Annotated in this window: 19 protein-coding genes; 8 read left to right on the top strand and 11 right to left on the bottom strand. The window is 57.6% G+C overall.

What is annotated here, in order from left to right; all coding sequences use genetic code 11:
- Positions 1-7 precede the first annotated feature (7 nt).
- From C8K58_RS07780 to mnmG, 3 genes are read right to left on the bottom strand one after another with little or no spacing between them, the layout of a single operon-like run.
- A complete protein-coding gene (locus C8K58_RS07780; RefSeq protein ID WP_016978715.1) occupies positions 8-805 on the bottom strand; it encodes a ParA family protein in 798 nt (265 codons plus the stop codon).
- 18 nt (positions 806-823) lie between these two features.
- Positions 824-1,468 (bottom strand): 16S rRNA (guanine(527)-N(7))-methyltransferase RsmG, encoded by a 645-nt coding sequence (rsmG, locus tag C8K58_RS07785; RefSeq protein WP_027608173.1) that lies wholly within the window; start codon positions 1,466-1,468, stop codon positions 824-826.
- Complete coding sequence (gene mnmG, locus C8K58_RS07790) at positions 1,465-3,357, bottom strand: tRNA uridine-5-carboxymethylaminomethyl(34) synthesis enzyme MnmG (RefSeq protein ID WP_108573522.1); 1,893 nt, start codon at positions 3,355-3,357, stop codon at positions 1,465-1,467. The genes rsmG and mnmG overlap by 4 nt, the downstream gene beginning before the upstream one ends.
- 564 nt (positions 3,358-3,921) lie before the next feature.
- On the opposite strand from mnmG, the gene C8K58_RS07795 reads away from it, so the two are divergent.
- From C8K58_RS07795 to C8K58_RS07805, 3 genes are all read left to right on the top strand, one after another.
- Positions 3,922-4,428: a sigma-70 family RNA polymerase sigma factor gene (locus tag C8K58_RS07795; protein WP_027608171.1), complete on the top strand. Its 507-nt coding sequence runs from the start codon at positions 3,922-3,924 to the stop codon at positions 4,426-4,428.
- Positions 4,428-5,372: a FecR domain-containing protein gene (locus C8K58_RS07800; RefSeq protein ID WP_027608170.1), complete on the top strand. Its 945-nt coding sequence runs from the start codon at positions 4,428-4,430 to the stop codon at positions 5,370-5,372. The genes C8K58_RS07795 and C8K58_RS07800 overlap by 1 nt, the downstream gene beginning before the upstream one ends.
- A 92-nt stretch (positions 5,373-5,464) precedes the next feature.
- A complete protein-coding gene (locus C8K58_RS07805; RefSeq protein WP_108573524.1) occupies positions 5,465-7,903 on the top strand; it encodes a TonB-dependent siderophore receptor in 2,439 nt (812 codons plus the stop codon).
- Between the two features lie 60 nt (positions 7,904-7,963).
- Here C8K58_RS07805 and mnmE read toward each other — a convergent pair whose 3' ends face one another.
- From mnmE to rpmH, 5 genes are all read right to left on the bottom strand, one after another.
- Positions 7,964-9,334 (bottom strand): tRNA uridine-5-carboxymethylaminomethyl(34) synthesis GTPase MnmE, encoded by a 1,371-nt coding sequence (gene mnmE / locus C8K58_RS07810; RefSeq protein WP_043293853.1) that lies wholly within the window; start codon positions 9,332-9,334, stop codon positions 7,964-7,966.
- 79 nt (positions 9,335-9,413) lie between these two features.
- Positions 9,414-11,117 carry a membrane protein insertase YidC gene (gene yidC / locus C8K58_RS07815; RefSeq protein ID WP_027608166.1) on the bottom strand — a complete coding sequence of 568 codons (1,704 nt, stop codon included), beginning with the start codon at positions 11,115-11,117 and terminating at the stop codon, positions 9,414-9,416.
- A gap of 2 nt (positions 11,118-11,119) precedes the next feature.
- Positions 11,120-11,365, bottom strand: coding sequence for a membrane protein insertion efficiency factor YidD (gene yidD / locus C8K58_RS07820; RefSeq protein WP_010207715.1), 246 nt, complete (start codon positions 11,363-11,365; stop codon positions 11,120-11,122).
- Positions 11,358-11,762 carry a ribonuclease P protein component gene (gene rnpA / locus C8K58_RS07825; RefSeq protein ID WP_053128141.1) on the bottom strand — a complete coding sequence of 135 codons (405 nt, stop codon included), beginning with the start codon at positions 11,760-11,762 and terminating at the stop codon, positions 11,358-11,360. Before rnpA ends, yidD begins: the two co-directional genes overlap by 8 nt.
- Before the next feature lie 16 nt (positions 11,763-11,778).
- Positions 11,779-11,913 carry a 50S ribosomal protein L34 gene (rpmH, locus tag C8K58_RS07830; RefSeq protein ID WP_003213577.1) on the bottom strand — a complete coding sequence of 45 codons (135 nt, stop codon included), beginning with the start codon at positions 11,911-11,913 and terminating at the stop codon, positions 11,779-11,781.
- A 585-nt stretch (positions 11,914-12,498) separates the two neighbouring features.
- Here rpmH and dnaA point away from each other — a divergent pair.
- From dnaA to gyrB, 4 genes are read left to right on the top strand one after another with little or no spacing between them, the layout of a single operon-like run.
- On the top strand, positions 12,499-14,019 hold the full coding sequence (gene dnaA / locus C8K58_RS07835; RefSeq protein WP_027608165.1) for a chromosomal replication initiator protein DnaA: 1,521 nt from the start codon (positions 12,499-12,501) through the stop codon (positions 14,017-14,019).
- A gap of 38 nt (positions 14,020-14,057) precedes the next feature.
- Positions 14,058-15,161 (top strand): DNA polymerase III subunit beta, encoded by a 1,104-nt coding sequence (gene dnaN, locus C8K58_RS07840; RefSeq protein WP_005783345.1) that lies wholly within the window; start codon positions 14,058-14,060, stop codon positions 15,159-15,161.
- Positions 15,162-15,181: 20 nt separating this feature from the next.
- Complete coding sequence (recF, locus tag C8K58_RS07845) at positions 15,182-16,285, top strand: DNA replication/repair protein RecF (protein WP_108573526.1); 1,104 nt, start codon at positions 15,182-15,184, stop codon at positions 16,283-16,285.
- Between the two features lie 4 nt (positions 16,286-16,289).
- Positions 16,290-18,707 carry a DNA topoisomerase (ATP-hydrolyzing) subunit B gene (gene gyrB, locus C8K58_RS07850; RefSeq protein WP_027608163.1) on the top strand — a complete coding sequence of 806 codons (2,418 nt, stop codon included), beginning with the start codon at positions 16,290-16,292 and terminating at the stop codon, positions 18,705-18,707.
- 106 nt (positions 18,708-18,813) lie between these two features.
- Here gyrB and C8K58_RS07855 read toward each other — a convergent pair whose 3' ends face one another.
- Positions 18,814-19,539 carry a response regulator transcription factor gene (locus tag C8K58_RS07855; RefSeq protein ID WP_027608161.1) on the bottom strand — a complete coding sequence of 242 codons (726 nt, stop codon included), beginning with the start codon at positions 19,537-19,539 and terminating at the stop codon, positions 18,814-18,816.
- 448 nt (positions 19,540-19,987) lie between these two features.
- Here C8K58_RS07855 and C8K58_RS07860 point away from each other — a divergent pair, with 448 nt between their 5' ends.
- Positions 19,988-22,270 carry a CHASE2 domain-containing protein gene (locus C8K58_RS07860; protein WP_092355994.1) on the top strand — a complete coding sequence of 761 codons (2,283 nt, stop codon included), beginning with the start codon at positions 19,988-19,990 and terminating at the stop codon, positions 22,268-22,270.
- 180 nt (positions 22,271-22,450) lie between these two features.
- Here the strand turns inward: C8K58_RS07860 and C8K58_RS07865 are convergent, their stop codons facing one another.
- Positions 22,451-23,221 carry a 1-acyl-sn-glycerol-3-phosphate acyltransferase gene (locus C8K58_RS07865; RefSeq protein WP_027608159.1) on the bottom strand — a complete coding sequence of 257 codons (771 nt, stop codon included), beginning with the start codon at positions 23,219-23,221 and terminating at the stop codon, positions 22,451-22,453.
- A gap of 82 nt (positions 23,222-23,303) precedes the next feature.
- Positions 23,304-23,840: a D-glycero-beta-D-manno-heptose 1,7-bisphosphate 7-phosphatase gene (gene gmhB, locus C8K58_RS07870; protein ID WP_166655292.1), complete on the bottom strand. Its 537-nt coding sequence runs from the start codon at positions 23,838-23,840 to the stop codon at positions 23,304-23,306.
- Position 23,841: the final 1 nt, after the last annotated feature.

A 23,841-nucleotide genomic window follows, 5' to 3' on the forward strand; every position in this document is an offset into this window, starting at 1 on the left:
GGATTCCTTAAGTTGGCTGGGCTGCAGCGGTGCGTGAGTTGCGGCGTTGACGACGAACCATCTCGCCGGCCAATGCCAGGTAGGCAATGGCGCCACGGGATGATTTGTCGTACGCCAGCGCGGGCATGCCATAGCTTGGCGCTTCGGCCAGGCGGATGTTGCGTGGAATCACGGTGTCGTACAGCTGGTCGCCAAAGTGTTCCTTGAGCTGAGCCGACACATCGTTCATCAGGCTCAGGCGCGGATCGAACATGGTTCGCAGCAGGCCTTCGATCTGCAGGTTCGGGTTGAGCAGCTCGGCGATACGCTTGATGTTATCCACAAGGTCGCTCAACCCTTCCAGCGCGTAGTACTCGCACTGCATGGGGATAATCACCCCATCGGCAGCCACCAATGCGTTAAGCGTGAGCATCGACAGCGACGGTGGGCAGTCGATCAAAATGTAGTCGTAGTTCTCGCGGATCGGTGCCAACGCACTGCGCAGACGGCTTTCCTTCATCTGCATTTCCAGCAGCACCACTTCCGCCGCGGTCAAATCGCGGTTGGCCGGCAGCAGTTGATAACCGCCATGCTCGGAGTAGTGCATGGCCTGGGCCAGGTCGCACTCGCCAATCAGCAAGTCATAGACCGAGTTTTCCAGGCCGTGTTTATCCACACCGCTACCCATGGTGGCGTTGCCCTGTGGATCGAGATCGATCAACAGCACCCGGCGCTTAGTGGCGACCAGGGATGCTGCGAGGTTGATGCAGGTGGTGGTTTTGCCCACGCCACCTTTCTGGTTCGCTATCGCGAATACCTTAGCCATTCTTGCTTGTGTTCCCAATCATGCCGTGCGGCGCAGTATCAGCAGATGGCGTTGGCCTTGGCAACCGGGTACGGCCAAGGCGTGTTCGCTATCGAGGTGGAAGTCTGCCGGCAATGCTAACAGCTCATCGCTTGGATGGACGCCCTTCATTGCCAGCCAGCGGGTGTCGCGGTCGCCCAGGTGACGAGTCCAGTTGCTGAAGTTCTCCATGCTGCTGAACGCCCGGGAAACAATTCCGTTGAAGGGCAACTCAGGCGTGAAGGCTTCGACGCGACTGTGGATAACGTGCAGGTTATCCAGCTTGAGTTCGAGTTTGACCTGGGTCAGGAAGCGGGTTTTCTTGCCGTTGCTGTCCAGGCAGGTCACTTGCGACTCGGGAAACAGGATAGCCAGCGGGATGCCAGGCATACCGCCACCACTGCCGACATCGAGCCAACGACCGTTTTCGATAAACGGCATCACGCTCAGACTGTCGAGCAAGTGACGGGAAACCATTTCGTCGGGATCACGCACAGCCGTCAGGTTGTAAGCCTTGTTCCATTTGATCAACAGGGCCAGGTAACCCAGCAGCAAATCGTGCTGGGCTTCGGTCAAGTCCACGCCCAATTGGCGCGCACCTGTGGATAACTCTTCGGCGTGTTGCGAGGTGACCAACGAACTCAAGCGCTTTGCTCCAACTGACGGCCCGCGCCGCGTTTTTTCAAATGAATCATCAACAGCGAAATAGCTGCAGGGGTGACGCCCGGGATACGTGAAGCCTGCCCGAGGGTCTCGGGGCGAGTTATCCCCAGCTTGCTTTGGATTTCTTTCGACAATCCGGAAATACCGGTGTAGTCGATATCCACAGGCAGCTTGGTGTCTTCACTGGCGCGCAGACGAGCGATCTCGTCCTGCTGGCGGTCAATGTAACCGGCGTACTTGGTCTTGATTTCGACCTGCTCGGCAACCTGTGGATCATCGGCGCCGCCGCCGGTCACTTCGACCAGACCGGCGTAGTCGATTTCCGGACGGGACAGCAGGTTCAGCAGGTTGTATTCATGAGTCAGCGGCGTGCCGAATTTTTCCGCAATCGCGTCGCCCTGCTCGGTCCCGGGGCGAACCCAGGTACTTTTCAGGCGCTGCTCTTCAAGCTCGATGCTTTCGCGTTTTTTGCAGAAGGCCGCCCAGCGCGCATCGTCGACCAGCCCCAGTTCACGACCTTTTTCGGTCAGGCGCAGGTCGGCGTTGTCTTCCCGCAGAATCAGGCGGTATTCCGCCCGGGAAGTGAACATCCGATACGGTTCCTGGGTTCCCAGGGTAATCAGGTCGTCGACCAACACGCCGATATACGCTTCATCGCGACGCGGGCACCAGCTGTCTTTGCCCTGTGCACGCAACGCGGCGTTGGTACCGGCCAGCAAACCCTGGGCGCCGGCTTCTTCGTAGCCGGTGGTGCCGTTGATTTGCCCGGCGAAGAACAGACCGCCGATAACCTTGGTTTCCAGGCTGTACTTCAGGTCACGCGGGTCGAAGTAGTCGTATTCGATGGCGTAGCCCGGACGCACGATGTGTGCGTTTTCCATGCCGCGAATCGATTGCACGATCTGGATTTGCACATCGAACGGCAGGGAAGTGGAAATCCCGTTCGGGTACAGCTCATGGGTAGTCAGGCCTTCCGGCTCGATGAAGACCTGATGGCTTTCCTTGTCGGCAAAGCGGTGGATCTTGTCTTCGATCGACGGGCAGTAACGCGGGCCAATACCTTCGATCACCCCGGAGTACATCGGCGAACGGTCGAGGTTCGCGGCAATGATTTCGTGAGTGCGCGCATTGGTATGGGTAATCCAGCAGCTCACCTGTTTGGGGTGTTGCTCCTTGGAACCCATGAACGACATTACCGGAATCGGAGTATCGCCCGCTTGTTCGGTCATCACCGAGAAATCCACGGAACGCCCGTCGATACGCGGTGGGGTCCCGGTTTTCAGGCGACCGACGCGCAGCGGCAATTCGCGCAGGCGTTTTGCCAGGGCAATCGACGGCGGATCACCGGCGCGGCCACCCGAATAGTTCTGCATGCCGATGTGGATAAGTCCGCCGAGGAACGTACCGGTGGTCAACACCACGGATTCTGCGAAGAAACGCAGGCCCATTTGGGTGACAACACCGCGAACCACGTCCTGTTCGACGATCAAGTCATCGGCGGCTTGTTGAAATATCCACAGGTTGGGCTGGTTTTCCAGGGTTTCGCGGACCGCGGCTTTGTACAGGATGCGGTCTGCCTGGGCCCGAGTGGCACGCACGGCCGGGCCTTTGCGGCTGTTGAGCACGCGAAATTGAATACCACCCTTGTCGGTAGCCTCGGCCATCACGCCACCAAGGGCGTCGATTTCCTTGACCAGATGGCTTTTGCCGATCCCACCAATGGCAGGGTTGCAACTCATGGCGCCGAGGGTTTCCACGTTATGCGTCAGCAACAGGGTTTTTACGCCCATGCGTGCTGATGCCAGTGCTGCCTCGGTACCGGCATGACCGCCGCCGATGACGATCACTTCAAAACGGGAAGGGAAATCCACCACGCACCTCGTGCCTGCTTATGTAGGTAATCAGGAATTGTTTGTTGAAAGGGTTTTGGAGCTTTGGCGGCAAGTATAGGGACTTCGCCCTTCCTAAAGAACCCTTTGCACAAAATTTAACCAGCTGTGGATGAATCACAGACAATAGAAATTAAAAGAGAGAAATTTATTAAATCTTTGTTTTTATGTTTATTTCTACTGGGCACCTTTTCTGTGGATAGATCTCTACAGGCCTTTATTTACAATGTGTACAGCGATTCAAAAGTCTGTGGTCATGTGCCAATGAGGCCCTTGGATAAGTGCTTTAAGCCTGTGGATTAAACAGGTGGTTATCCACAGAGGGGTTTTTACTCAGGTTTCGAGCCCTGTTATCAACTGGGCACAGGGGCGGTTATTCACAGGGCTTAATCCACAGAAATCCGTGCAATCGTGTGAATTTCGCCCACGACGACGCCAACCGAATCTTTCTATTCGGGGGTGAGCACGTCAAAAAGAGATCTATTGTGAGAAAACAGCCAGGCAGTTAATAATAGCGATTATCATTAACCTAGCTTGTCATGCCCTATGTCCCCTTCTTCACACACGGCTGCGGTTCAGAACATCTACGAGCAGCACCACTCCTGGTTGCACGGGTGGCTCAAAGGTAAGTTGCATAACGCCTGCGATGCAGCCGATGTGGCGCACGATACGTTCGTGCGCATTCTGGTTGGGCGGCATGCGGCGCAGATCGTTGAACCGCGTGACTACCTGGCAACCATCGCCAGGGGCCTGGTGATTGATCGTTATCGCCGGCATGCCATCGAGCAGGCCTACAAGCAGACCTTGGCCGAACGGCCTGAAGCCACGGCCATCAGTGAGGAAGACAAAGCCATCATCATCGAGACGCTGGTGGCTGTGGATAAAGCCCTGTCCGGACTCGGCGAGCGAACGCGACGGATCTTCCTGTTGTCGCAGATCGAGGGGCTGACTTATCAACAGATCGCCGATCAACTGCAGGTGTCGCTGACCACGGTGAAGAAGCACATGATCCGTGCATTGACTGAATGCTCGCTGATCATGGCCAGCCTGTAATGGCCGCCCCCGATCGCAAGACCTTCGAGGCCGCTGCTCACTGGTATGTACAGTTTCAATCCCAAACGCCTACGGCTGCTGAACGCCTTGCCTGGCAACAATGGCTCAACGGCGATCCGTCCCATCAGGCGGCGTGGAACCAGATGGAGCAATTGCAGCGCAGTCTCGGCGCCCTGCCCCAGGATTTCACCCGCCGGGCATTGTCGACCACGCAACAACGTCGCCAGGTATTGAAGTGGATGCTGGTAATGGGCGGTACCGGGTGCCTGGGCTGGAATGTCCAGCAACACACCTCCCTGGGCAATGTTTGGGCCGACTACCGGACCTCTGTGGGGGAACGCCGGCGTATCGCATTGGCTGACGGCACACGGATTGATCTGAATACCAGCACGGCGATTGACGTAATCTTCGACGGGCGCCAACGTTTGATCCGGCTGCGTGAAGGTGAAGTACTTATCCACACCGGCAAGTTGGGCGGGCACACGCCCTTTTATGTCGAAACCCGCCAGGGCCGAGTCCAGGCATTGGGTACTCGGTTTACAGTGCGCCAGTTGCCAGATTCCACGCGTGTCGGTGTTCTGGAGGATCGCGTAAGTGTGGCCCCTGGTGACCGGCCCAACCATGCTCGACTGCTCGGTGCCGGTGAAAGCGCTGACTTTGATCGTCAAAACGTAGGGCTTGGCCACACGTATAGCGGGTCCCAGGCTGCCTGGGTCGATGGCCAGCTGATCGTATTGGATGCTCGCCTCGGGGATGTGATCGAAGACCTTGCCCGCTACCGTCCGGGCGTCCTGAAATGCGACTTGGCTAGTGCACGCCTGCGTGTTTCCGGGACTTTCCGCCTCGACTCCACCGATGCGGTGCTGGCGAATCTGCAGGCAACCTTGCCCATTCAGGTGAAATACTTCACTCGCTATTGGGTTTCGGTGAAGCGAATCGCTTGATCGGAAAAAATATCCTCACAAGGGGTTATCTTTTTTTTACCTGGCACGGCCCTAAAGGTAATCACGACGCCACCTTCAGGGCTTACCCACCTATGCGCCTTCGCACCAAGCTCCGCCAGCGACTTTCCTACCACGGTATGACGTGCAGCCTACTGCTCGGCACAGCAGCCACAGCCGGTGTTTTGCTATCCAGTGACGCCATGGCCGCCAGCACGGTGCAGCATTACGCCATTGCGGCTGGTCCCCTGGACAATGCCTTGAGCCAATTTGCCGCCAGGGCGAATGTGATTCTGTCTTTCCCGCCCCAACAAACCGCGCGCTTGAACACCACCGGGCTGGAAGGTGACTATTCGGTTGAGCAAGGCTTTGCACTGTTGCTGCAGAACTCGGGGTTACAAGCGGTAGTCCAGGCGCCAGGCAGCTATGTCCTGCAGGCCATTCCTACAGGGCAACTCACGCTCGCGCCCACCACTGTCAGCACTTATCAACAGGCTGGGTTCAATCAGGAGATTGCCGGGGATGTGGGCTACAAAGCGCAAAACAGCCGTATCGGTACCAAGACCAGCACGCCTCTGTCGGAAACACCGCGTTCGGTATCGGTCGTCACCGGCCAGCGCATCAAGGACCAGAAGTCGCAGACCCTGACTGAAGTATTGGGCTACGTGCCAGGTATCTTCGCGCCGCCCTTTGCTGCTGGCGACGGTCTCGCAGGTGACTTGTTCTTCATCCGCGGTTTCAATGCCACGGATTACGGCTACGGCCTGCTGCGAGATGGCCTGCGTGTACAAGGCAATCGGTACGACACCACCAGTGAGCCCTATGGCCTGGAGCGGGTCGAAATATTCCGTGGGCCCTCTTCCCTGCTGTACGGTGAAAACGCGCCTGGCGGTTTAGTGAACCTGGTGAGCAAACATCCGACTGCCACGCCGCAGGGTGAAGTGCAGCTCGGTTATGGCTCGAATAATCGGCGTCAGTTGGGTGTGGATATCTCTGGTCCACTCAACGACAGCGGCAATATCCTTGGCCGGGTGGTGATGCTCGGCCGCAAGTCTGATACGCAGACTGACCATGTTCCTGATGATCGCCTGTATATAGCGCCTTCACTGACCCTGAATTTCGACGACTTCAACACGCTCACTCTGTTGGCCAATTACCAAAAGGACCACACCAATCTCGAACTCGGCCTACCCGCCGCGGGGACCTTGCTTACAAATCCGAACGGAAAGCTGTCCAAGCACACCATGCTCGGCGACCCGGACTGGAATACGTTCGAACGTGAAGCCTGGAGCAGCGGCTACGAATTCAGCCACAACTTCAATGATGAGTGGCAGTTCCGCCAGAACTCGCGGTACATGCAATCGCGCATCAACCGTCACGAAACCTGGCCGGGCACATTGAACAATGGCGGTTTCGGCACCCAACTGAACATGACGGCCTACGACCGCTACAACAAGTCGATGGTCTACTCCCTGGATAACCAGTTGGAAGGCAAATTCCAGGTCGGTGACCTGGAAAATACGGTGCTGTTCGGCGCCAGTTATGACCGCACCTCGTTCAACCAGGATTGGGACGCAGGCTTCGCCGGCACCATCAACGTGTATAACCCCGTGTACCTGCGTGAGCCGCTTACCCCGGTGGCTGTGCAAAACACCTTGCTCGAGCAGCAAATGAAGGGTGTTTATGCACAAATCCAGAGCAAGTATGACCACTGGTTGTTCCTGCTGGGCGGCCGCCAGGACTGGGTCGACAGTGATTTCCGCGACAAGGTCAACAAGGCCAGCGACACCGGCTCCGAAGACCGCAAGTTTACCTACCAGGGCGGGGTGATGTACCAGTTCGACAACGGCCTGACGCCGTACGTCAGCTACTCCACCGCATTTGTGCCTGTACAGCAGATCTCCAACGCCGGCTCACCGTTGAAGCCGATCACCAGCAGTCAGTACGAAGTGGGTGTGAAGTACGAACCGGTCGGCTGGGATACGGCGATGACCCTGTCGGTGTATGACTTGCGCAAGGAAGACGACACCTACCTCGACGCCACCACCAACAGCTACCGTCAGGTGGGCGAAAGCCGGGCCAAAGGGGCCGAGGTCGAGGTGAACAGCAACATCACGCCCCACCTGAATGTGACCGCAGCCTACACCTACACTGACGCTCGTATTACCAAGGACTCGGCTACCTCGCTGGTCGAGGGGCATCAGATGACAGGGGTTCCGCGCAACCAGGCCTCGGTGTGGGGCAAGTACCGCTTCCTCGATGGCCAACTCAAGGGCTTGTCCCTGGGCGGCGGTGTGCGCTATTTCGACAGTACGTTTTCTTACACCCAGCCAAGCCTGTACGGAAAGCTGGATGCTGGGAGCGTCACTCTGGTGGACGCAGCCGTCGGCTATCAGATCGACAAGCACTGGTCAGTGGACGTGAACGCCAAGAACCTGTTCGACAAGGAGTATGTTTCTGGATGCAACGACGCGGGCCGCTGCTACTGGGGTGACAGTCGTACACTGCTTGGGACTGTTTCGTACAACTGGTGATGGATGAAGGCCTGAAGAATCAAAATGATCTTCAGGCCGCTATCGCTGGCAAGCCTGCTCCTACTTGCCGATACAGAAGCTGGAGAAGATCCGTCCCAACAAATCATCGGAGCTGAATGCGCCGGTGATTTCTCCCAACAGCTGCTGCGCCTGGCGAAGATCCTCAGCCAGCAGCTCCCCCGCCCCCGCCAAGGTCAACTGCGCCCGGCCGTGCTCCAATGCCGAGCTTGCATGGCGCAGCGCCTCCAGGTGCCTGCGGCGCGCACTGAAGCTGCTTTCCGACGTCTGCTCGTAACCCATGCAGGCCTTGAGATGCTCGCGCAGCAATTCCAGGCCCTCACCCGCAGACTTGGCGCTCAGGCTGATAGTGACGTGGCCATCAGCGCTGGTTTCCATCGCAATGGCTTCACCCGTCAGATCGGCTTTGTTACGAATCAAGGTGACTTTGGCCGGGTCCGGCCGTTGCTCGAGGAATTCCGGCCACAATGCAAAAGGATCCACAGCCTCCGGCGCGGTGGCGTCCACCACCAGCAGTACCCGGTCCGCTTCGCCGATGGCTTTGAGCGCGCGTTCCACGCCGATCTTTTCCACCTGGTCATCGGTATCGCGTAAACCGGCGGTGTCGACGACGTGCAACGGCATGCCATCGATGTGGATATGTTCGCGCAGGATATCCCGGGTGGTGCCGGCGATCTCGGTGACAATGGCTGCTTCACGCCCCGCCAGCGCATTGAGCAGGCTGGATTTGCCGGCATTGGGACGCCCGGCGATCACGACGGTCATGCCGTCTCGCAGCAACGCGCCTTGCCCGGCTTCCCGCAGGACTGTGGATAACTCATCACGGACCTTATCCAGCATCGCCAATACATGGCCATCGGCAAGGAAGTCGATTTCCTCTTCAGGAAAATCAATCGCCGCCTCGACGTAGATGCGCAGGCTGATCAACTGTTCGGTCAAGTTATGCACACGCAGGGAAAAAGCGCCCTGCAGAGAGCGCAGCGCATTGCGTGCAGCTTGCGCAGAACTGGCCTCGATCAAATCGGCAATCGCCTCGGCCTGTGCCAGGTCGAGCTTGTCGTTGAGGAATGCCCGCTCACTGAACTCACCCGGGCGAGCCAGGCGGCAACCCAACTGCAGGCAGCGCTGCAGCAACATATCCAGAACGATCGGGCCACCGTGCCCCTGCAATTCCAGCACGTCTTCACCCGTGAAGGAGTTGGGTCCCGGGAAATACAGGGCCAGGCCTTCGTCCAATACTTCCTCATCAGAGCCGAGGAACGGGCCGTAATGGGCATAGCGCGGCGTCAACTCTCGTCCGCTGATGGCCTTCGCGGCAATCCCGGCGAGCGGTCCGGAAATACGAACGATACCGACACCGCCGCGACCCTGAGCGGTAGCGACAGCAGCGATGGTTTCACGAGGAGCGCTCATCAGCAGGTTCCAGAATAAAAGTGACGGAAAGCAAAACGCCCCACTAGGGGGCGTCTTGAGTGGTTATCCACAGAGTAAATTACGCCTCGGCTTTTTTGGTAGCCGCTTCGATTTTACGTGTGATGTACCACTGTTGAGAGATCGACAACACGTTGTTGACCACCCAGTACAGAACCAGGCCAGCCGGGAACCACAGGAAGAAGAAGGTGAAGATGATTGGCATCATTTTCATCACCTTGGCCTGCATCGGATCCGGCGGCGTCGGGTTCAGGCGCTGCTGGATAAACATGGTCGCGCCCATGATGATCGGCAGGATAAAGAACGGGTCTTTGATCGACAGGTCAGTTATCCACAGCATGAACGGTGCCTGGCGCATTTCCACGCTTTCCAGGAGTACCCAGTACAGCGACAGGAATACCGGCATCTGTACCAGAATCGGCAAGCATCCACCCAGCGGGTTGATCTTCTCTTTCTTGTACAGCTCCATCATGGCCTGCGACATTTTCTGCCGGTCATCGCCATGTTGTTCTTTCAGCGCGGCCAGTTTAGGGGCCACGGCACGCATGCGCGCCATCGACTTGTAGCTGGCGGCCGACAGTGGGAAGAAGATCCCCTTGATCAGCATGGTCAGGAAGATGATCGACCAGCCCCAGTTACCGACGATGCTGTGGATATGTTGCAGCAGCCAGAAGATCGGCTGGGCAATGAACCACAGGATGCCGTAATCCACAGTCAGTTCCAGACCTGGGGACAACTCTTTCAGCACGGCCTGGCTTTTCGGGCCGGCGTACAGCGTAGCGCTGGTTTCAGCCTTGGCACCTGGAGCGACGGTCATCGCCGGGCCTGTGTAGCCGATGATGTAGTTGCCTTTGCTGTCCTTGCGCGCCAGTACTGCATTGTTCTGGCCGGGCTGAGGAATCCACGCGGTCACGAAGTAGTGTTGCAGCCAGGCTACCCAGCCACCGTTCACGTTATAGGTGATCGGCGCCTTGGTTTTGTCTTCGGCCACTTTATCCATGTCTTTCATGGATACTTTTTTGTACGGCTCCGAACTTGTCCACAGGGCAGCGCCCAGGTAAGTCGCGGTACCCGTCGCAGTGCTGGACGATGGATCGGAACTGGCGTCACGCTTGAGCTGCGCAAACATTGCGCCGGTCCAAGGCTGGGCGCTCTGGTTGTCGATCAGATAGGTGACAACGATGTCGTACAGGCCGCGCTTGAGTGTGAAGCGCTTGATGTAGTTGACGCCGTCCTTGCTGAACTTCAAGTCCACGACCAGTTGGTCTTGGCCATCTGCCAGTTGATAGCTCTTCTTCTCCGCAGAGAAAATCGGACGACCGGTTGCACTCGCATCAGGGCCGTTGGTGCCGATCAGGCCACTTTGTGCCTGGTAAACACGTTCGCCACCGTTATCGAACAACTGGAATGGGATTTCCGGGTGATCCTGACGACGCGGATACAGCGGAAGTGTCAGCTTGGCAACATCGCCACCTTGCGGGTCGATAGCCAGGTCCAACACATCCGTCTTGATCTGGATGAGGTCGGTGCTTGCGGCAACTGCAACTTCGGCAGGTGCTTTTGTTTCGCCCGCTGCCCGTGGAATGTCATCACTGGCGGCAGTATTGGTGCCACTTACTGTATCGGGAAGCCCCGCTGGAACAGCATTGGCAGCAACATTCTGAGTCGGCAGGGCAGCCTGGCCATAGTCCTGGTTCCACTTAAGGACCATGACGTAGGACACGATTGCCAGGGCGACGATCAGGATCGTGCGTTTAATATCCATGATTACTCGGCCATCGAAGAAGAACGGGAGGTAGGGATAGGTGGAACCGGGTCATAACCACCGGGATTCCACGGATGACAGCGACCTAAACGACGAAAGGTCAGCCAGCCACCGCGCAGAAGACCATGATTTTCTATGGCCTCTAACGCGTAGCAGGAACAACTGGGGTAGAAACGACAGTGGCTGGCCATCAGAGGACTAATGGCATAGCGATAAAACTGGATCGGAACGAGTGCCAGTTTACGCATCGGTGCTGTCTACCCCTACAGTTTCGGTGCTGACTGCTGGTGCTGGTTTGTTGGTACGCGCCAGACGTTTCCAGAGCTTGCCGAAATGCTGAATCAATTCGGGGTTTTCTACATCCCCCAAGCCTTTGCGCGCGACGATAACAATATCCCAACCAACCAGAGTGTCCTGGTGGAGGCGAAACGATTCGCGCATCAGACGCTTGAGGCGATTGCGCTCAACGGAGAGCTTTACGCTCTTCTTGCCGATCACCAACCCGAGACGGGGGTGATCAAGATCGTTGTTACGCGCAAGGAGCAGGAGATTTTTCCCCGGAACCTTGCCGGTGGGGGAGTCAAAGACTGCCTTGAAGTGCCGGGGGGTTAGCAGACGCTTTTCCCGACTGAAGTCCTGACTCACCACCAGTACCGGATTATCAAACTGCCAGACGCGCACGACCTTTGGCGCGGCGACGCGACAGGACAGCACGGCCGTTCTTGGTAGCCATGCGAGCACGGAAGCCGTGGGTACGGGCGCGTTTGATGGTGCTTGGTTGGAAAGTACGTTTCATGGCGTTGTTACCTGGTTCGTCCACAACGGGCCGGAATGGCCCCCGTTTTAAGAGACCGGCGATTCTAGAGAAAGCAAGCCTCTAGGTCAATTTCCAACCAGCTTTTCCTTCAATTAGATCTTTACGGGCCTCCAGACCTTTTCTTTCCGTTCTGCTTCCATGAGCAATGCCATAGATATAAAAATAAAGAAGGAAGTTATTTAAAGCTTTTCTGTAAAGCTTATAAAAGCTACGCAGGCCATCCTCTGTGGATAACTGCCTTAAGGCCATATTCCACGTGCTGTACAGAGAATGACAACACGGGGGAGAAGCGGTGCTCTGCCTGTGCTGCGCTGTCGGATAAGCTGTGTGTGGAATGGCATGTTATCCACAGGCCAGTTACCCACAGACTTTCGACCCCACTTGTACAACGAGCTCAGGCGCGCTTATCCACAGAGCTTATGCACAGACCATCTGTCGCATTTTTTGCAGTTAAGGCATTGATTTTGGCTGGCCTGTGAGCAACCTACATGTGGATAAGTGGGCTGCTGGCCGCTACAATGGCGGCTGTTTTTGCCTCACCGGCTTTCAACTTAGGGGATATCCGTGTCAGTGGAACTTTGGCAGCAGTGCGTGGAGCTTTTGCGCGATGAGCTGCCTGCCCAGCAATTCAACACCTGGATCCGCCCGCTACAGGTCGAAGCCGAAGGCGACGAGTTGCGTGTCTATGCGCCCAATCGCTTTGTTCTCGACTGGGTCAACGAGAAGTACCTGAGCCGCGTTCTCGAATTGCTCGATGAACACGGCAATGGCCTTGCGCCCGTGCTTTCCTTATTAATAGGCAGCAAACGCAGCTCGGCACCTCGTGCTGCACCGAATGCTCCGCTCGCAGCGAGTGCCTCGCAGGCTCAAGCCCCTGTGGCGCCTGTTAATAACTCGCCAGCGCCGGTTGCCCAGACGCCTTCGAAAGCCTCGTCGCAGAACAACGCGCCTATCAATGAAGAGCCGTCCCGCGACAGCTTCGATCCGATGGCGGGTGCCAGTTCACAGCAGGCTCCGGTCCGCGCCGAGCAGCGCACGGTGCAGGTCGAAGGTGCGCTCAAGCACACCAGCTACCTGAACCGCACGTTCACCTTCGAGAACTTCGTCGAAGGTAAATCCAACCAGCTGGCCCGCGCGGCCGCCTGGCAGGTCGCCGATAACCCCAAGCATGGTTACAACCCGCTCTTCCTGTATGGCGGCGTTGGCTTGGGTAAGACCCACTTGATGCACGCTGTGGGTAACCACCTATTAAAGAAGAACCCGAATGCCAAGGTTGTGTACCTGCACTCGGAGCGCTTCGTGGCAGACATGGTCAAGGCCCTGCAGCTCAATGCGATCAACGAGTTCAAGCGGTTCTACCGCTCCGTTGATGCATTGCTGATCGATGACATTCAATTCTTCGCGCGCAAGGAGCGTTCCCAGGAAGAGTTTTTCCACACCTTCAACGCCCTGCTCGAAGGCGGCCAACAGGTCATCCTGACCAGTGACCGTTACCCGAAGGAAATCGAAGGCCTGGAAGAACGCTTGAAGTCGCGCTTTGGCTGGGGCCTTACCGTTGCGGTAGAGCCGCCGGAGCTGGAGACCCGCGTAGCGATCCTGATGAAAAAGGCCGATCAGGCGAAAGTCGATCTGCCCCACGACGCTGCGTTTTTCATCGCCCAACGCATCCGTTCCAACGTGCGTGAGCTGGAAGGTGCGCTCAAGCGTGTCATTGCGCACTCTCACTTCATGGGCCGCGACATCACCATCGAGCTGATTCGCGAATCCCTGAAAGACTTGCTGGCATTGCAGGACAAACTGGTGAGTGTGGATAACATCCAGCGCACCGTGGCCGAGTACTACAAGATCAAGATTTCCGACCTGCTGTCCAAGCGCCGTTCGCGCTCGGTGGCGCGTCCTCGTCAGGTGGCCATGGCACTCTCCAAGGAGTTGACCAACCATAGCCTGCCGGAAATCGGTGATGTGTTTGGCGGCCGCGACCACACCACGGTCTTGCACGCGTGCCGCAAGATCAACGAACTTAAGGAATCCGACGCGGATATTCGCGAGGACTACAAGAACCTGCTGCGTACACTGACTACTTGATGACACCAGCGCAGCTTATTAAGGCAAGGGACTAGACCATGCATTTCACCATTCAACGCGAAGCCCTGTTGAAACCCCTGCAACTGGTCGCAGGCGTCGTCGAGCGCCGACAGACCTTGCCGGTGCTCTCCAACGTATTGCTGGTGGTCGAAGGCCAGCAATTGTCCCTGACCGGTACCGACCTGGAAGTCGAGCTGGTCGGTCGCGTGCAACTGGAAGAGCCCGCTGAACCTGGCGAGATCACAGTACCCGCGCGCAAGCTGATGGACATCTGCAAAAGCCTGCCGAACGACGCGCTGATCGACATCAAGGTTGATGAGCAGAAGTTGGTGGTCAAGGCGGGTCGCAGTCGTTTCACGCTGTCTACGTTGCCGGCCAATGATTTCCCGACTGTGGAAGAAGGCCCGGGCTCACTGACCTGCAGCCTGGAGCAAAGCAAACTGCGCCGTCTTATCGAACGCACCAGCTTCGCCATGGCCCAGCAGGATGTACGTTACTACCTCAACGGCATGCTGCTGGAAGTGTCGGAAGGCATCATTCGCGCCGTGGCCACTGACGGTCACCGTCTGGCGATGTGCTCGATGCGCGCCGATATCGGTCAACCTGACCGTCACCAGGTGATCGTGCCGCGTAAGGGTATTCTCGAACTGGCGCGCCTGCTCACCGAGCCGGATGGCAATGTCAGCATCGTGCTGGGTCAGCACCATATCCGCGCGACCACCGGCGAGTTCACCTTCACCTCCAAGCTGGTCGACGGCAAGTTCCCGGATTACGAGCGCGTTCTGCCTAAAGGCGGCGACAAGCTGGTGATCGGTGATCGCCAGGCCCTGCGTGAAGCGTTCAGCCGTACTGCGATCCTGTCCAACGAGAAGTACCGGGGCATTCGTCTGCAGCTGGCCAACGGTCAGTTGAAAATCCAGGCCAATAACCCGGAGCAGGAAGAAGCGGAAGAGGAAGTGGGCGTCGACTACAACGGCGGTTCTTTGGAAATCGGCTTCAACGTGAGCTACTTGCTGGACGTGCTGGGTGTGATGACCACCGAACAGGTTCGCCTGATCCTGTCCGACTCCAACAGCAGTGCCCTGGTGCAGGAATCCGATAATGACGACTCGGCTTACGTTGTTATGCCGATGCGCCTGTAATCATGCCCAGCAGAAGCTAGATGTCCCTTAGTCGCGTCTCGGTCACCGCGGTGCGCAATCTGCACCCGGTGACCTTCTCCCCCTCCCCCCGCATCAATATCCTCCACGGCGCCAACGGCAGTGGCAAAACCAGCGTGCTGGAAGCCATCCACCTGCTCGGGCTTGCTCGTTCCTTTCGCAGTGCCCGCTTGTTGCCGGTGATTCAGTACGAACAACTGGCTTGCACGGTATTTGGCCAAGTCGAACTGGTAGAGGGTGGGCACAGCAGCCTGGGGATTTCTCGTGATCGCGGCGGTGAGTTCCAGATTCGCATCGACGGGCAAAATGCTCGCAGTGCCGCACAACTGGCAGAGATCCTGCCGTTGCAACTGATCAACCCTGACAGCTTCCGCTTGTTGGAAGGCGCGCCGAAGATCCGCAGGCAGTTCCTCGACTGGGGAGTGTTCCACGTGGAACTGCGATTCATGGCCACGTGGCAGCGCCTGCAGAAGGCCCTGCGGCAGCGGAACTCATGGCTGCGGCATGGTACACTTGACGCCGCTTCGCAAGCGGCCTGGGACCGGGAATTGTGCCTGGCCAGCGATGAAATAGATGAATACCGCCGTGCCTATATCAAAGCCTTGAAACCAGTCTTTGAGCAGACCTTGAGTGAGTTGTTGGATCTCGAGGGGCTGACGCTGAGTTACTACCGTGGCTGGGACAAAGACCGTGAGCTGAGTGCAGTGCTCGCGACGTCCCTGCAGCGGGATCAGCAAATTGGCCATACCCAGGCCGGACCCCAACGGGCTGATTTGCGTCTTAGATTAGGCGCACACAATGCTGCGGATATCTTGTCCCGCGGCCAGCAGAAGTTGGTGGTGTGTGCACTGCGGATCGCCCAGGGGCATCTGGTTAGCCAAGCCCGACGTGGTCAGTGTATTTATCTGGTGGATGACTTGCCGTCTGAACTCGACGAGCAACACCGCCGTGCGTTATGCCGCTTGTTGGAAGATTTACGCTGCCAGGTGTTTATCACCTGTGTAGACCACGAATTATTGAGGGAAGGCTGGCAGACGGAAACGCCAGTCGCTTTGTTCCACGTGGAACAAGGCCGTATCACCCAGACCCACGACCATCGGGAGTGAAGGCATGAGCGAAGAAAACACGTACGACTCGACCAGCATTAAAGTGCTGAAAGGTTTGGATGCCGTACGCAAACGTCCCGGTATGTACATTGGCGACACTGATGACGGTAGCGGTCTGCACCACATGGTGTTCGAGGTGGTCGACAACTCCATCGACGAAGCTTTGGCCGGTCACTGCGACGACATCAGCATCATCATCCATCCGGACGAATCTATTACCGTGCGCGATAACGGTCGCGGCATCCCGGTAGATGTGCACAAAGAAGAAGGTGTTTCGGCGGCAGAGGTCATCATGACCGTGCTCCACGCCGGTGGTAAGTTCGACGACAACTCCTACAAAGTCTCCGGTGGTCTGCACGGTGTGGGTGTGTCGGTGGTGAACGCTCTGTCCGAAGAGCTGATCCTGACGGTTCGCCGCAGTGGCAAGATCTGGGAGCAGACCTACGTCCACGGTGTACCGCAGGAACCGATGAAAATCGTTGGCGACAGCGAAACCACTGGTACCCAGATCCACTTCAAGCCCTCGGCTGATACCTTCAAGAACATCCACTTCAGCTGGGACATCCTGGCCAAGCGGATTCGTGAATTGTCCTTCCTCAACTCCGGTGTCGGCATCGTCCTCAAGGATGAGCGCAGCGGCAAGGAAGAGCTGTTCAAATACGAAGGTGGCTTGCGTGCGTTCGTTGAATACCTGAACACCAACAAGACTGCGGTCAACCAGGTGTTCCACTTCAACATCCAGCGTGAAGACGGCATCGGCGTGGAAATCGCCCTGCAATGGAACGACAGCTTCAACGAGAACCTGTTGTGCTTCACCAACAACATTCCACAGCGTGACGGTGGTACTCACCTGGTGGGTTTCCGTTCGGCGCTGACGCGTAACCTGAACACCTATATCGAAGCCGAAGGCCTGGCGAAGAAGCATAAGGTCGCCACCACCGGTGACGATGCCCGTGAAGGCCTGACCGCAATCATCTCGGTGAAAGTGCCGGACCCTAAGTTCAGCTCCCAGACCAAAGACAAGCTGGTGTCTTCCGAAGTGAAAACTGCGGTTGAACAGGAGATGGGTAAGTACTTCTCCGACTTCCTGCTGGAAAACCCGAACGAAGCCAAGCTGGTTGTCGGCAAGATGATCGACGCCGCACGTGCCCGTGAAGCGGCGCGTAAAGCCCGCGAGATGACCCGCCGTAAAGGTGCGCTGGATATTGCCGGCTTGCCAGGCAAACTGGCTGACTGCCAGGAGAAGGACCCTGCCCTCTCCGAACTGTACCTGGTGGAAGGTGACTCTGCTGGCGGTTCCGCCAAGCAGGGTCGTAACCGTCGCACCCAGGCCATCCTGCCGTTGAAGGGTAAGATCCTCAACGTCGAAAAGGCTCGTTTCGACAAGATGATTTCCTCCCAGGAAGTCGGCACCTTGATCACGGCACTCGGCTGCGGTATTGGCCGAGACGAGTACAACATCGACAAGCTGCGCTATCACAACATCATCATCATGACCGATGCTGACGTCGACGGTTCGCACATCCGTACCCTGCTGCTGACCTTCTTCTTCCGTCAGTTGCCCGAGCTGATCGAGCGTGGCTACATCTACATCGCCCAGCCGCCGTTGTACAAAGTGAAGAAAGGCAAGCAAGAGCAATACATCAAAGACGACGACGCCATGGAAGAGTACATGACGCAGTCGGCCCTGGAAGATGCCAGCCTGCACTTGAACGACGAAGCCCCGGGTATCTCCGGCGAGGCGCTGGAGCGTCTGGTTAACGACTTCCGTATGGTGATGAAGACACTCAAGCGCCTGTCGCGCCTGTACCCACAGGAATTGACCGAGCACTTCATCTACCTGCCGTCCGTAAGCCTGGAGCAGTTGGGCGACCACGCACACATGCAGGAATGGCTGGCCCAGTACGAAGTGCGCCTGCGCACTGTCGAAAAATCCGGCCTGGTGTACAAAGCCAGCCTGCGTGAAGACCGTGAACGTAACGTCTGGCTGCCAGAGGTCGAATTGATCTCCCACGGCCTGTCGAACTACGTCACCTTCAACCGCGACTTCTTCGGCAGCAACGACTACAAGACCGTTGTGACCCTCGGCGCGCAACTGAGCACCCTGCTGGACGACGGTGCTTATATTCAGCGTGGCGAGCGTAAGAAAGCGGTCAAGGAGTTCAAGGAAGCCCTGGACTGGTTGATGGCGGAAAGCACCAAGCGCCACACGATCCAGCGATACAAAGGTCTGGGCGAAATGAACCCGGATCAGCTGTGGGAAACCACCATGGACCCAGCTCAGCGTCGTATGCTGCGCGTAACCATCGAGGACGCCATCGGCGCAGACCAGATCTTCAACACCCTGATGGGTGATGCGGTCGAACCTCGCCGTGACTTCATCGAGAGCAATGCCCTGGCAGTGTCTAACCTGGATTTCTGATCCAGGTACGACGCCCAAAATAAAAAAGGCCAACGCATAGCGTTGGCCTTTTTTATTGTGTGGAAATCATCTTCTGCCAAATGCTCCACGTGGAACATCGTGGTTTTTATCCATGAGAAGAAGCCGCCGCCACACTCTCCAACCGATACCCATACCCATAGATCGTCAACAGCTGCCAACCCCTGTCAGCAGTAAGCCCCAGCTTGTTGCGTAGCCGATAGATATGCGTATCCAGTGGCCGCGAGGACACCATTTCTTCATGGGTCCAGAACCGCTCATAAAGGTACTCGCGTGACAGCGGCCGAGCCAGGTTGGCGAACAAGCAGCTCGCCAGGCGGTATTCGCGTTCGGTAAGGTTGATCGGTTTGCCTGCGCGTGTGACGGTCAACTCTGCATCGTCGAAGGTCAGGTCGTTGAAACTCTGCACTTCAGGGGTTGCCGATCTCTGCAGGCCATGCCGACGTAGAACGGCTGTCACTCGTGCCTTCAGTTCGTTAGGTCGAAAGGGTTTGCTGACGTAGTCGTCGGCCCCGCTGTTCAATGCGCTGACGATATCGCTTTCGGCATCACGGCTGGTGAGCATGATGACTGCAGGTGGCGACTCCATGTGTTCACGGGTCCAGCGCAATAAGGCAATACCGGTGATGTCGGGCAGTTGCCAGTCGAGTATCAGCAGGTCGAAGGTCTCCCGGCGCAATTGTCGCAGCAGGTCTTCGCCGCGCTCGAAGCAATGCAGTGTCCAGGGTTGTTCGGCGGTGCTGGGGATTTGTCGCAGTGTCTGTTCCACCCGTCGCAATTCAGCGGGTTCGTCATCCAGTATTGCGACACGCATGGGGGGGTCCTTTCTTCTTGAAGAGTACGGCAGTCGTATTGAGGGGCACGTACTGCGCAGATGCCGGTCAATGAATCTGAAGAATTGTGCTCAGGTTCGTCGACCCCTTGGATCTCTCGGTACGCTGGGATCAATAAGCGAATACGCCATTGAAAGCCCTCCATACCTATGTGGGAAAGATACCGGCTCCAGGCGTTAAGGAAAAGGATCAGCCGACGCATGCGCTGTCGTAAACTCCTGTGCCCCGATAGTGGATGCCCTTTGGACTCCCCGCCGTTATGAACATCCAGCAGGAAATTTTTTCCACCGTGTCGAAAATGAGCTTCACTGGGCTCAATGCGTCGTTCTATCACGTACGCGTGTCGGCTTACGCCGTGCAACGCCTGAGGAGGAGTCGGGGGGCTATGCCATCTTCTATCGCACGCCAACAACTCAAGCGCGTTGATCCATGATGCTCTGGGGAAAGGCCGAAAAGCGCCAACCCACCCATGCCCAGCGCCTGTTCCACGGTCTGGTACGTGAGTGGTTATGGATCGGTTTGCTGCTGTTGCCAATCACTGCCTACCTCTCGATGAGTCCTGGCCTGGCCTTGAACAACCCGCTATACGACAGCCTTCGACGTCTGGCGCCCCTGCCGGTGGATCCGCGCATCCTGCTGGTAACCATCGATGACCCTAGCCTGAAGAAACTCGGCCAGTGGCCCTGGCCGCGCAGTGTGCACGCCGACCTGATCGATCGCCTGAGCGCGGCGCAGCCGGCCGGTATCCTGTTTGATGTGATCTTCAGCGAGCCCGGTAACCCGGTCAATGACAAGCGCCTGGCCGACGCGGTGTGCAACGCCGGCAACGTATTGTTGCCCTTGGCTCGTGACGATTCGGCCAGCTACAGCCAGTCTGGGGCACAAATGCTGTCGCTGCTCAAATGTGCCAAGGGTGTCGGGCATATCAATGTGGAGGCGGATAGCGATGGCGTGGTCCGCAGGCTGTATATGCGCGAGGGGCCAGCCGGTGCCACGGCGCTTCAGTTAGCGTGGCTGGCTTTCGCGATGAGCGGGCAATCGGCCGAGATGCCCGGGGAACCTCTGCCATCGATCACCCAGGATTGGCACCGGGAGCATGCGGTCCGTATCCCGTTTATTGCTGCCGACACCCATTTCCCGAGCGTGTCTTATGTCAGCGTATTACGTGGTGAGGTCCCTCCTGAGCGGTTGCGGGGCCGTCTGATTCTGGTGGGGGCGACAGCGTCGGGCATGGGCGATCGCTTTGTCACACCGCTCTCTCCTATGGCTGGCACCACAGCGGGTGTGGAGATCCAGGCCAATGTGCTCAATGGCTTGCTGCAAGATCGAAGTATTGTGGACTTGCCCGGCTGGCTGGCCGCACTGATCGCAACGTCCCTGGTGGCGATGTTGCTGGGCCTGCTGCTCTACCGCCCACGCTATGCGCTTTGGATGACCCTGGGGTGCATGTGCATGGCCTTGGTGGGTTCAGCGGCCTTATTGCGCCTGGGCTACTGGTGGTCGCCCGCGGCCTGTTTGATCGGTTTGCTGCTCAGCTACCTGATCTGGAATTGGCGGCGTCTCAGCGTGATCCTGGCCTACTTCGGCTGGGAATTGGCGCGCCTGGATAACGAACCCAAAGTCTTGCCCGAACGCCGCCGTGCACCTGCCAATAAGGGTGACGTATTACAGGGCCGTATCTTTGCCTTGGAGCAAGCCGTCAGTCGTACGCGGGACACCCGACGGTTTATGGCCGATGGGTTGGAATGCCTGCCGGTGGCGACGCTGATCACAGACACCCAAGGTAATGTCCTGTTGGCCAACCGCATCGCCCGGGAAGTGTTCGGCAATGACTTGATCAACCATAACCTTCTGGAGCAACTGGCCGACCTGGGTTATCCGCCGCTGCACAATGGCGTACGCCCTACCCTTTCAACGCTGGAACTCGTTGAGTTTCGTGATATCCATCAACGCAGCCTGCGCATGGAACTTGCCCCCCTGCTGCCGGCTGAAGGGGATGTCGCGCTGGGATGGCTGCTGAGCCTCACCGACCTGAGCAAGGAGCGCGAGGCCCAGCAGCATCGGGAAACCATGCTGCGCTTCCTCTCCCACGACTTGCGCGCCCCCCACTCGGCGATCCTCGCCCTGTTGGATGTGCACGACAGTGAGTCGCCGATATTTGCACAGATAGAGCAACAAGTACGCCGCGCCTTGAGCCTGACCGAATCATTTGTGCAACTGGCGAGGGCTGAGGCCGATGGCTACCAGTTCGAGCCTACGCTGTTCGCCATGTTGGTAATGGATGCCTTTGATCAAGTGGCCGTGATCGCCCAGCTCAAGGGGATTCACCTGGTCCACGATCTGGACGAGGCCGACGAAGGGATGGTGTCAGCCGATCAATCGCTGCTCACCCGCGCATTGTTCAATGTGCTGGAGAACGCGATCAAATATTCCCCGTCCGGTACCACTGTCCGGCTGCGACACAGCAGCGCGCAAGGCTGGCTGGAATGCCGCATCAGCGACCAGGGCCCAGGCATAGCCGCCGAGGATTTGCCTGAACTGTTCAGCCAGTACAAGCGCTTTGACTCGGCCCAAGGCAGCGAAGGGCTGGGGTTGGGACTGAGCATGGTCAAGGCGGTGGTGGAGCGTCATGGGGGCCGTATCGAGTGTGAAAGCACCGTGGGCAAAGGCACCACTTTCCGCCTGCAGTTGCCCTTGCTGGACGACTGCTAAAACGTACTTTTCCGCTGTGCATAAAAAACCGGTCTCAAGGACCGGTTTTTTAATGAAGGAAAAAACTTATGCACGTTTTTTGCGATTTTAATGGATTTGGAAATATCTAACTAAATCAACTTATTAGGACCAAAAAAAGCCAATTCGCCAACAAAGCGTACACAGGTTATCCACAGATGCTCATACCACCGGCGTCTCCACCACAATCGGCTCTGGCGGTAGGGAACCCATGGCCCGCTGCTGCGCTTCATTCCATGCCTGGGCACGGTCATTCAGCGCGGCAATGGCGCGTGGGCCTTCCCCTTCTGCGTACATTGGCTCGCCTATCACCACAGTGATGGTGCCTGCGCGTTTTGCCCAACCCGCCTTCGGCCAGAACTTGCCGGCGTTATGCGCAATCGGCAGCACCGGCAGGTTGGCGTTAACTGCCAATGCGGTACCGCCGCGAGAGAACTTGCCTACTGTCCCAAAGGGTACCCGCGTACCTTCCGGGAAGATCAGCACCCACACGCCATCCTTGAGCAGTTCATCGCCCTTCTTGGCGACGTGCTTGAGCGCCGCCTTGGGGTTGTCACGGTCGATGGCGATCGGGCGCAACATGGCCATGGCCCAGCCGAAGAACGGCACGTACAGCAGCTCGCGCTTGAGCACCTGGCTCAACGGCGAGAAGTAAGCCGAGAGGAAGAAGGTCTCCCAGGTGCTCTGGTGGTTCGACAGAATCACGCACGGCTGCTCCGGTACGTTTTCAGCGCCCTTGATCTCGAAACGAATGTTCAGGAACGCCTTGGTCAGCCACAACGCGCAGCGGCACCAATAGACGTTGATAAAGCGATAGCGCGCCTTGAACGGCAGGAACGGCGCAATAAAAAAGCTCAGGGTGCACCAGAGAAACGAACTGGTGCCCAGCAGCAGGTAAAAGAAAAAGGTTCTGATGGCCTGCAAAATCGACATGGCGGCATTTACCGTTGCGGGACATGGCCCGCCTGTTAAAAGCGCACTCCCGAACAGTCCTTGGCCAGGAAGTCGAGGGCGGCTAGTTGTTGATAAGTTCTGCGGCAACCGCCGCCAGATCGTCAAAAATCAAGGTGCCTACCGGCAGGTTTTTCGCCTGGGTCTTTTCGCCTTTCCCGGTCTTTACCAAAACTGGCTGAGAGTCGACGGCTTTGGCCGCCTCCAGGTCACCGAGGCTGTCCCCGACGAACCATATCCCAGCCAAGGGCACCTTGTAATGTTCTGCAATGGTTTTCAACATGCCAGGCTTGGGTTTGCGGCAATCGCAGCCCTCATCCGGCCCGTGAGGGCAGTACACCACCAGCCCCACTTCCCCGCCCTGCTCCGCCACCAGCGTGCGCAAGCGCGTGTGCATGGCGTCCAGGGTGGCGATGTCGTAATAGCCGCGGGCGATGCCGGACTGGTTGGTGGCGATGGCCACCGTCCAGCCGGCTTTGCTCAACTGCGCGATGGCCTCGATCGAACCGGGCAGTGGAATCCATTCCGCCACCGACTTGATGTAAGCGTCGGAGTCGTAGTTGATCACCCCGTCCCGATCGAGAATCAGCAGTTTCAACATG

The organism is Pseudomonas sp. GV047, from assembly GCF_003058245.1.
Classification (GTDB): domain Bacteria; phylum Pseudomonadota; class Gammaproteobacteria; order Pseudomonadales; family Pseudomonadaceae; genus Aquipseudomonas; species Aquipseudomonas marginalis.

Coding starts and splice junctions, on each gene's coding strand:
- recF (WP_108573526.1), top strand. CDS start 15,182: ATGTCCCTTAGTCGCGTCTCGGTCACCGCGGTGCGCAATCTGCACCCG.
- rpmH (WP_003213577.1), bottom strand. CDS start 11,913: ATGAAACGTACTTTCCAACCAAGCACCATCAAACGCGCCCGTACCCAC.
- C8K58_RS07860 (WP_092355994.1), top strand. CDS start 19,988: ATGATGCTCTGGGGAAAGGCCGAAAAGCGCCAACCCACCCATGCCCAG.
- yidD (WP_010207715.1), bottom strand. CDS start 11,365: ATGCGTAAACTGGCACTCGTTCCGATCCAGTTTTATCGCTATGCCATT.
- C8K58_RS07795 (WP_027608171.1), top strand. CDS start 3,922: ATGTCCCCTTCTTCACACACGGCTGCGGTTCAGAACATCTACGAGCAG.
- C8K58_RS07805 (WP_108573524.1), top strand. CDS start 5,465: ATGCGCCTTCGCACCAAGCTCCGCCAGCGACTTTCCTACCACGGTATG.
- mnmE (WP_043293853.1), bottom strand. CDS start 9,334: ATGAGCGCTCCTCGTGAAACCATCGCTGCTGTCGCTACCGCTCAGGGT.
- C8K58_RS07855 (WP_027608161.1), bottom strand. CDS start 19,539: ATGCGTGTCGCAATACTGGATGACGAACCCGCTGAATTGCGACGGGTG.
- C8K58_RS07800 (WP_027608170.1), top strand. CDS start 4,428: ATGGCCGCCCCCGATCGCAAGACCTTCGAGGCCGCTGCTCACTGGTAT.
- C8K58_RS07865 (WP_027608159.1), bottom strand. CDS start 23,221: ATGTCGATTTTGCAGGCCATCAGAACCTTTTTCTTTTACCTGCTGCTG.
- C8K58_RS07780 (WP_016978715.1), bottom strand. CDS start 805: ATGGCTAAGGTATTCGCGATAGCGAACCAGAAAGGTGGCGTGGGCAAA.
- dnaN (WP_005783345.1), top strand. CDS start 14,058: ATGCATTTCACCATTCAACGCGAAGCCCTGTTGAAACCCCTGCAACTG.
- gmhB (WP_166655292.1), bottom strand. CDS start 23,840: ATGTTGAAACTGCTGATTCTCGATCGGGACGGGGTGATCAACTACGAC.
- yidC (WP_027608166.1), bottom strand. CDS start 11,117: ATGGATATTAAACGCACGATCCTGATCGTCGCCCTGGCAATCGTGTCC.
- gyrB (WP_027608163.1), top strand. CDS start 16,290: ATGAGCGAAGAAAACACGTACGACTCGACCAGCATTAAAGTGCTGAAA.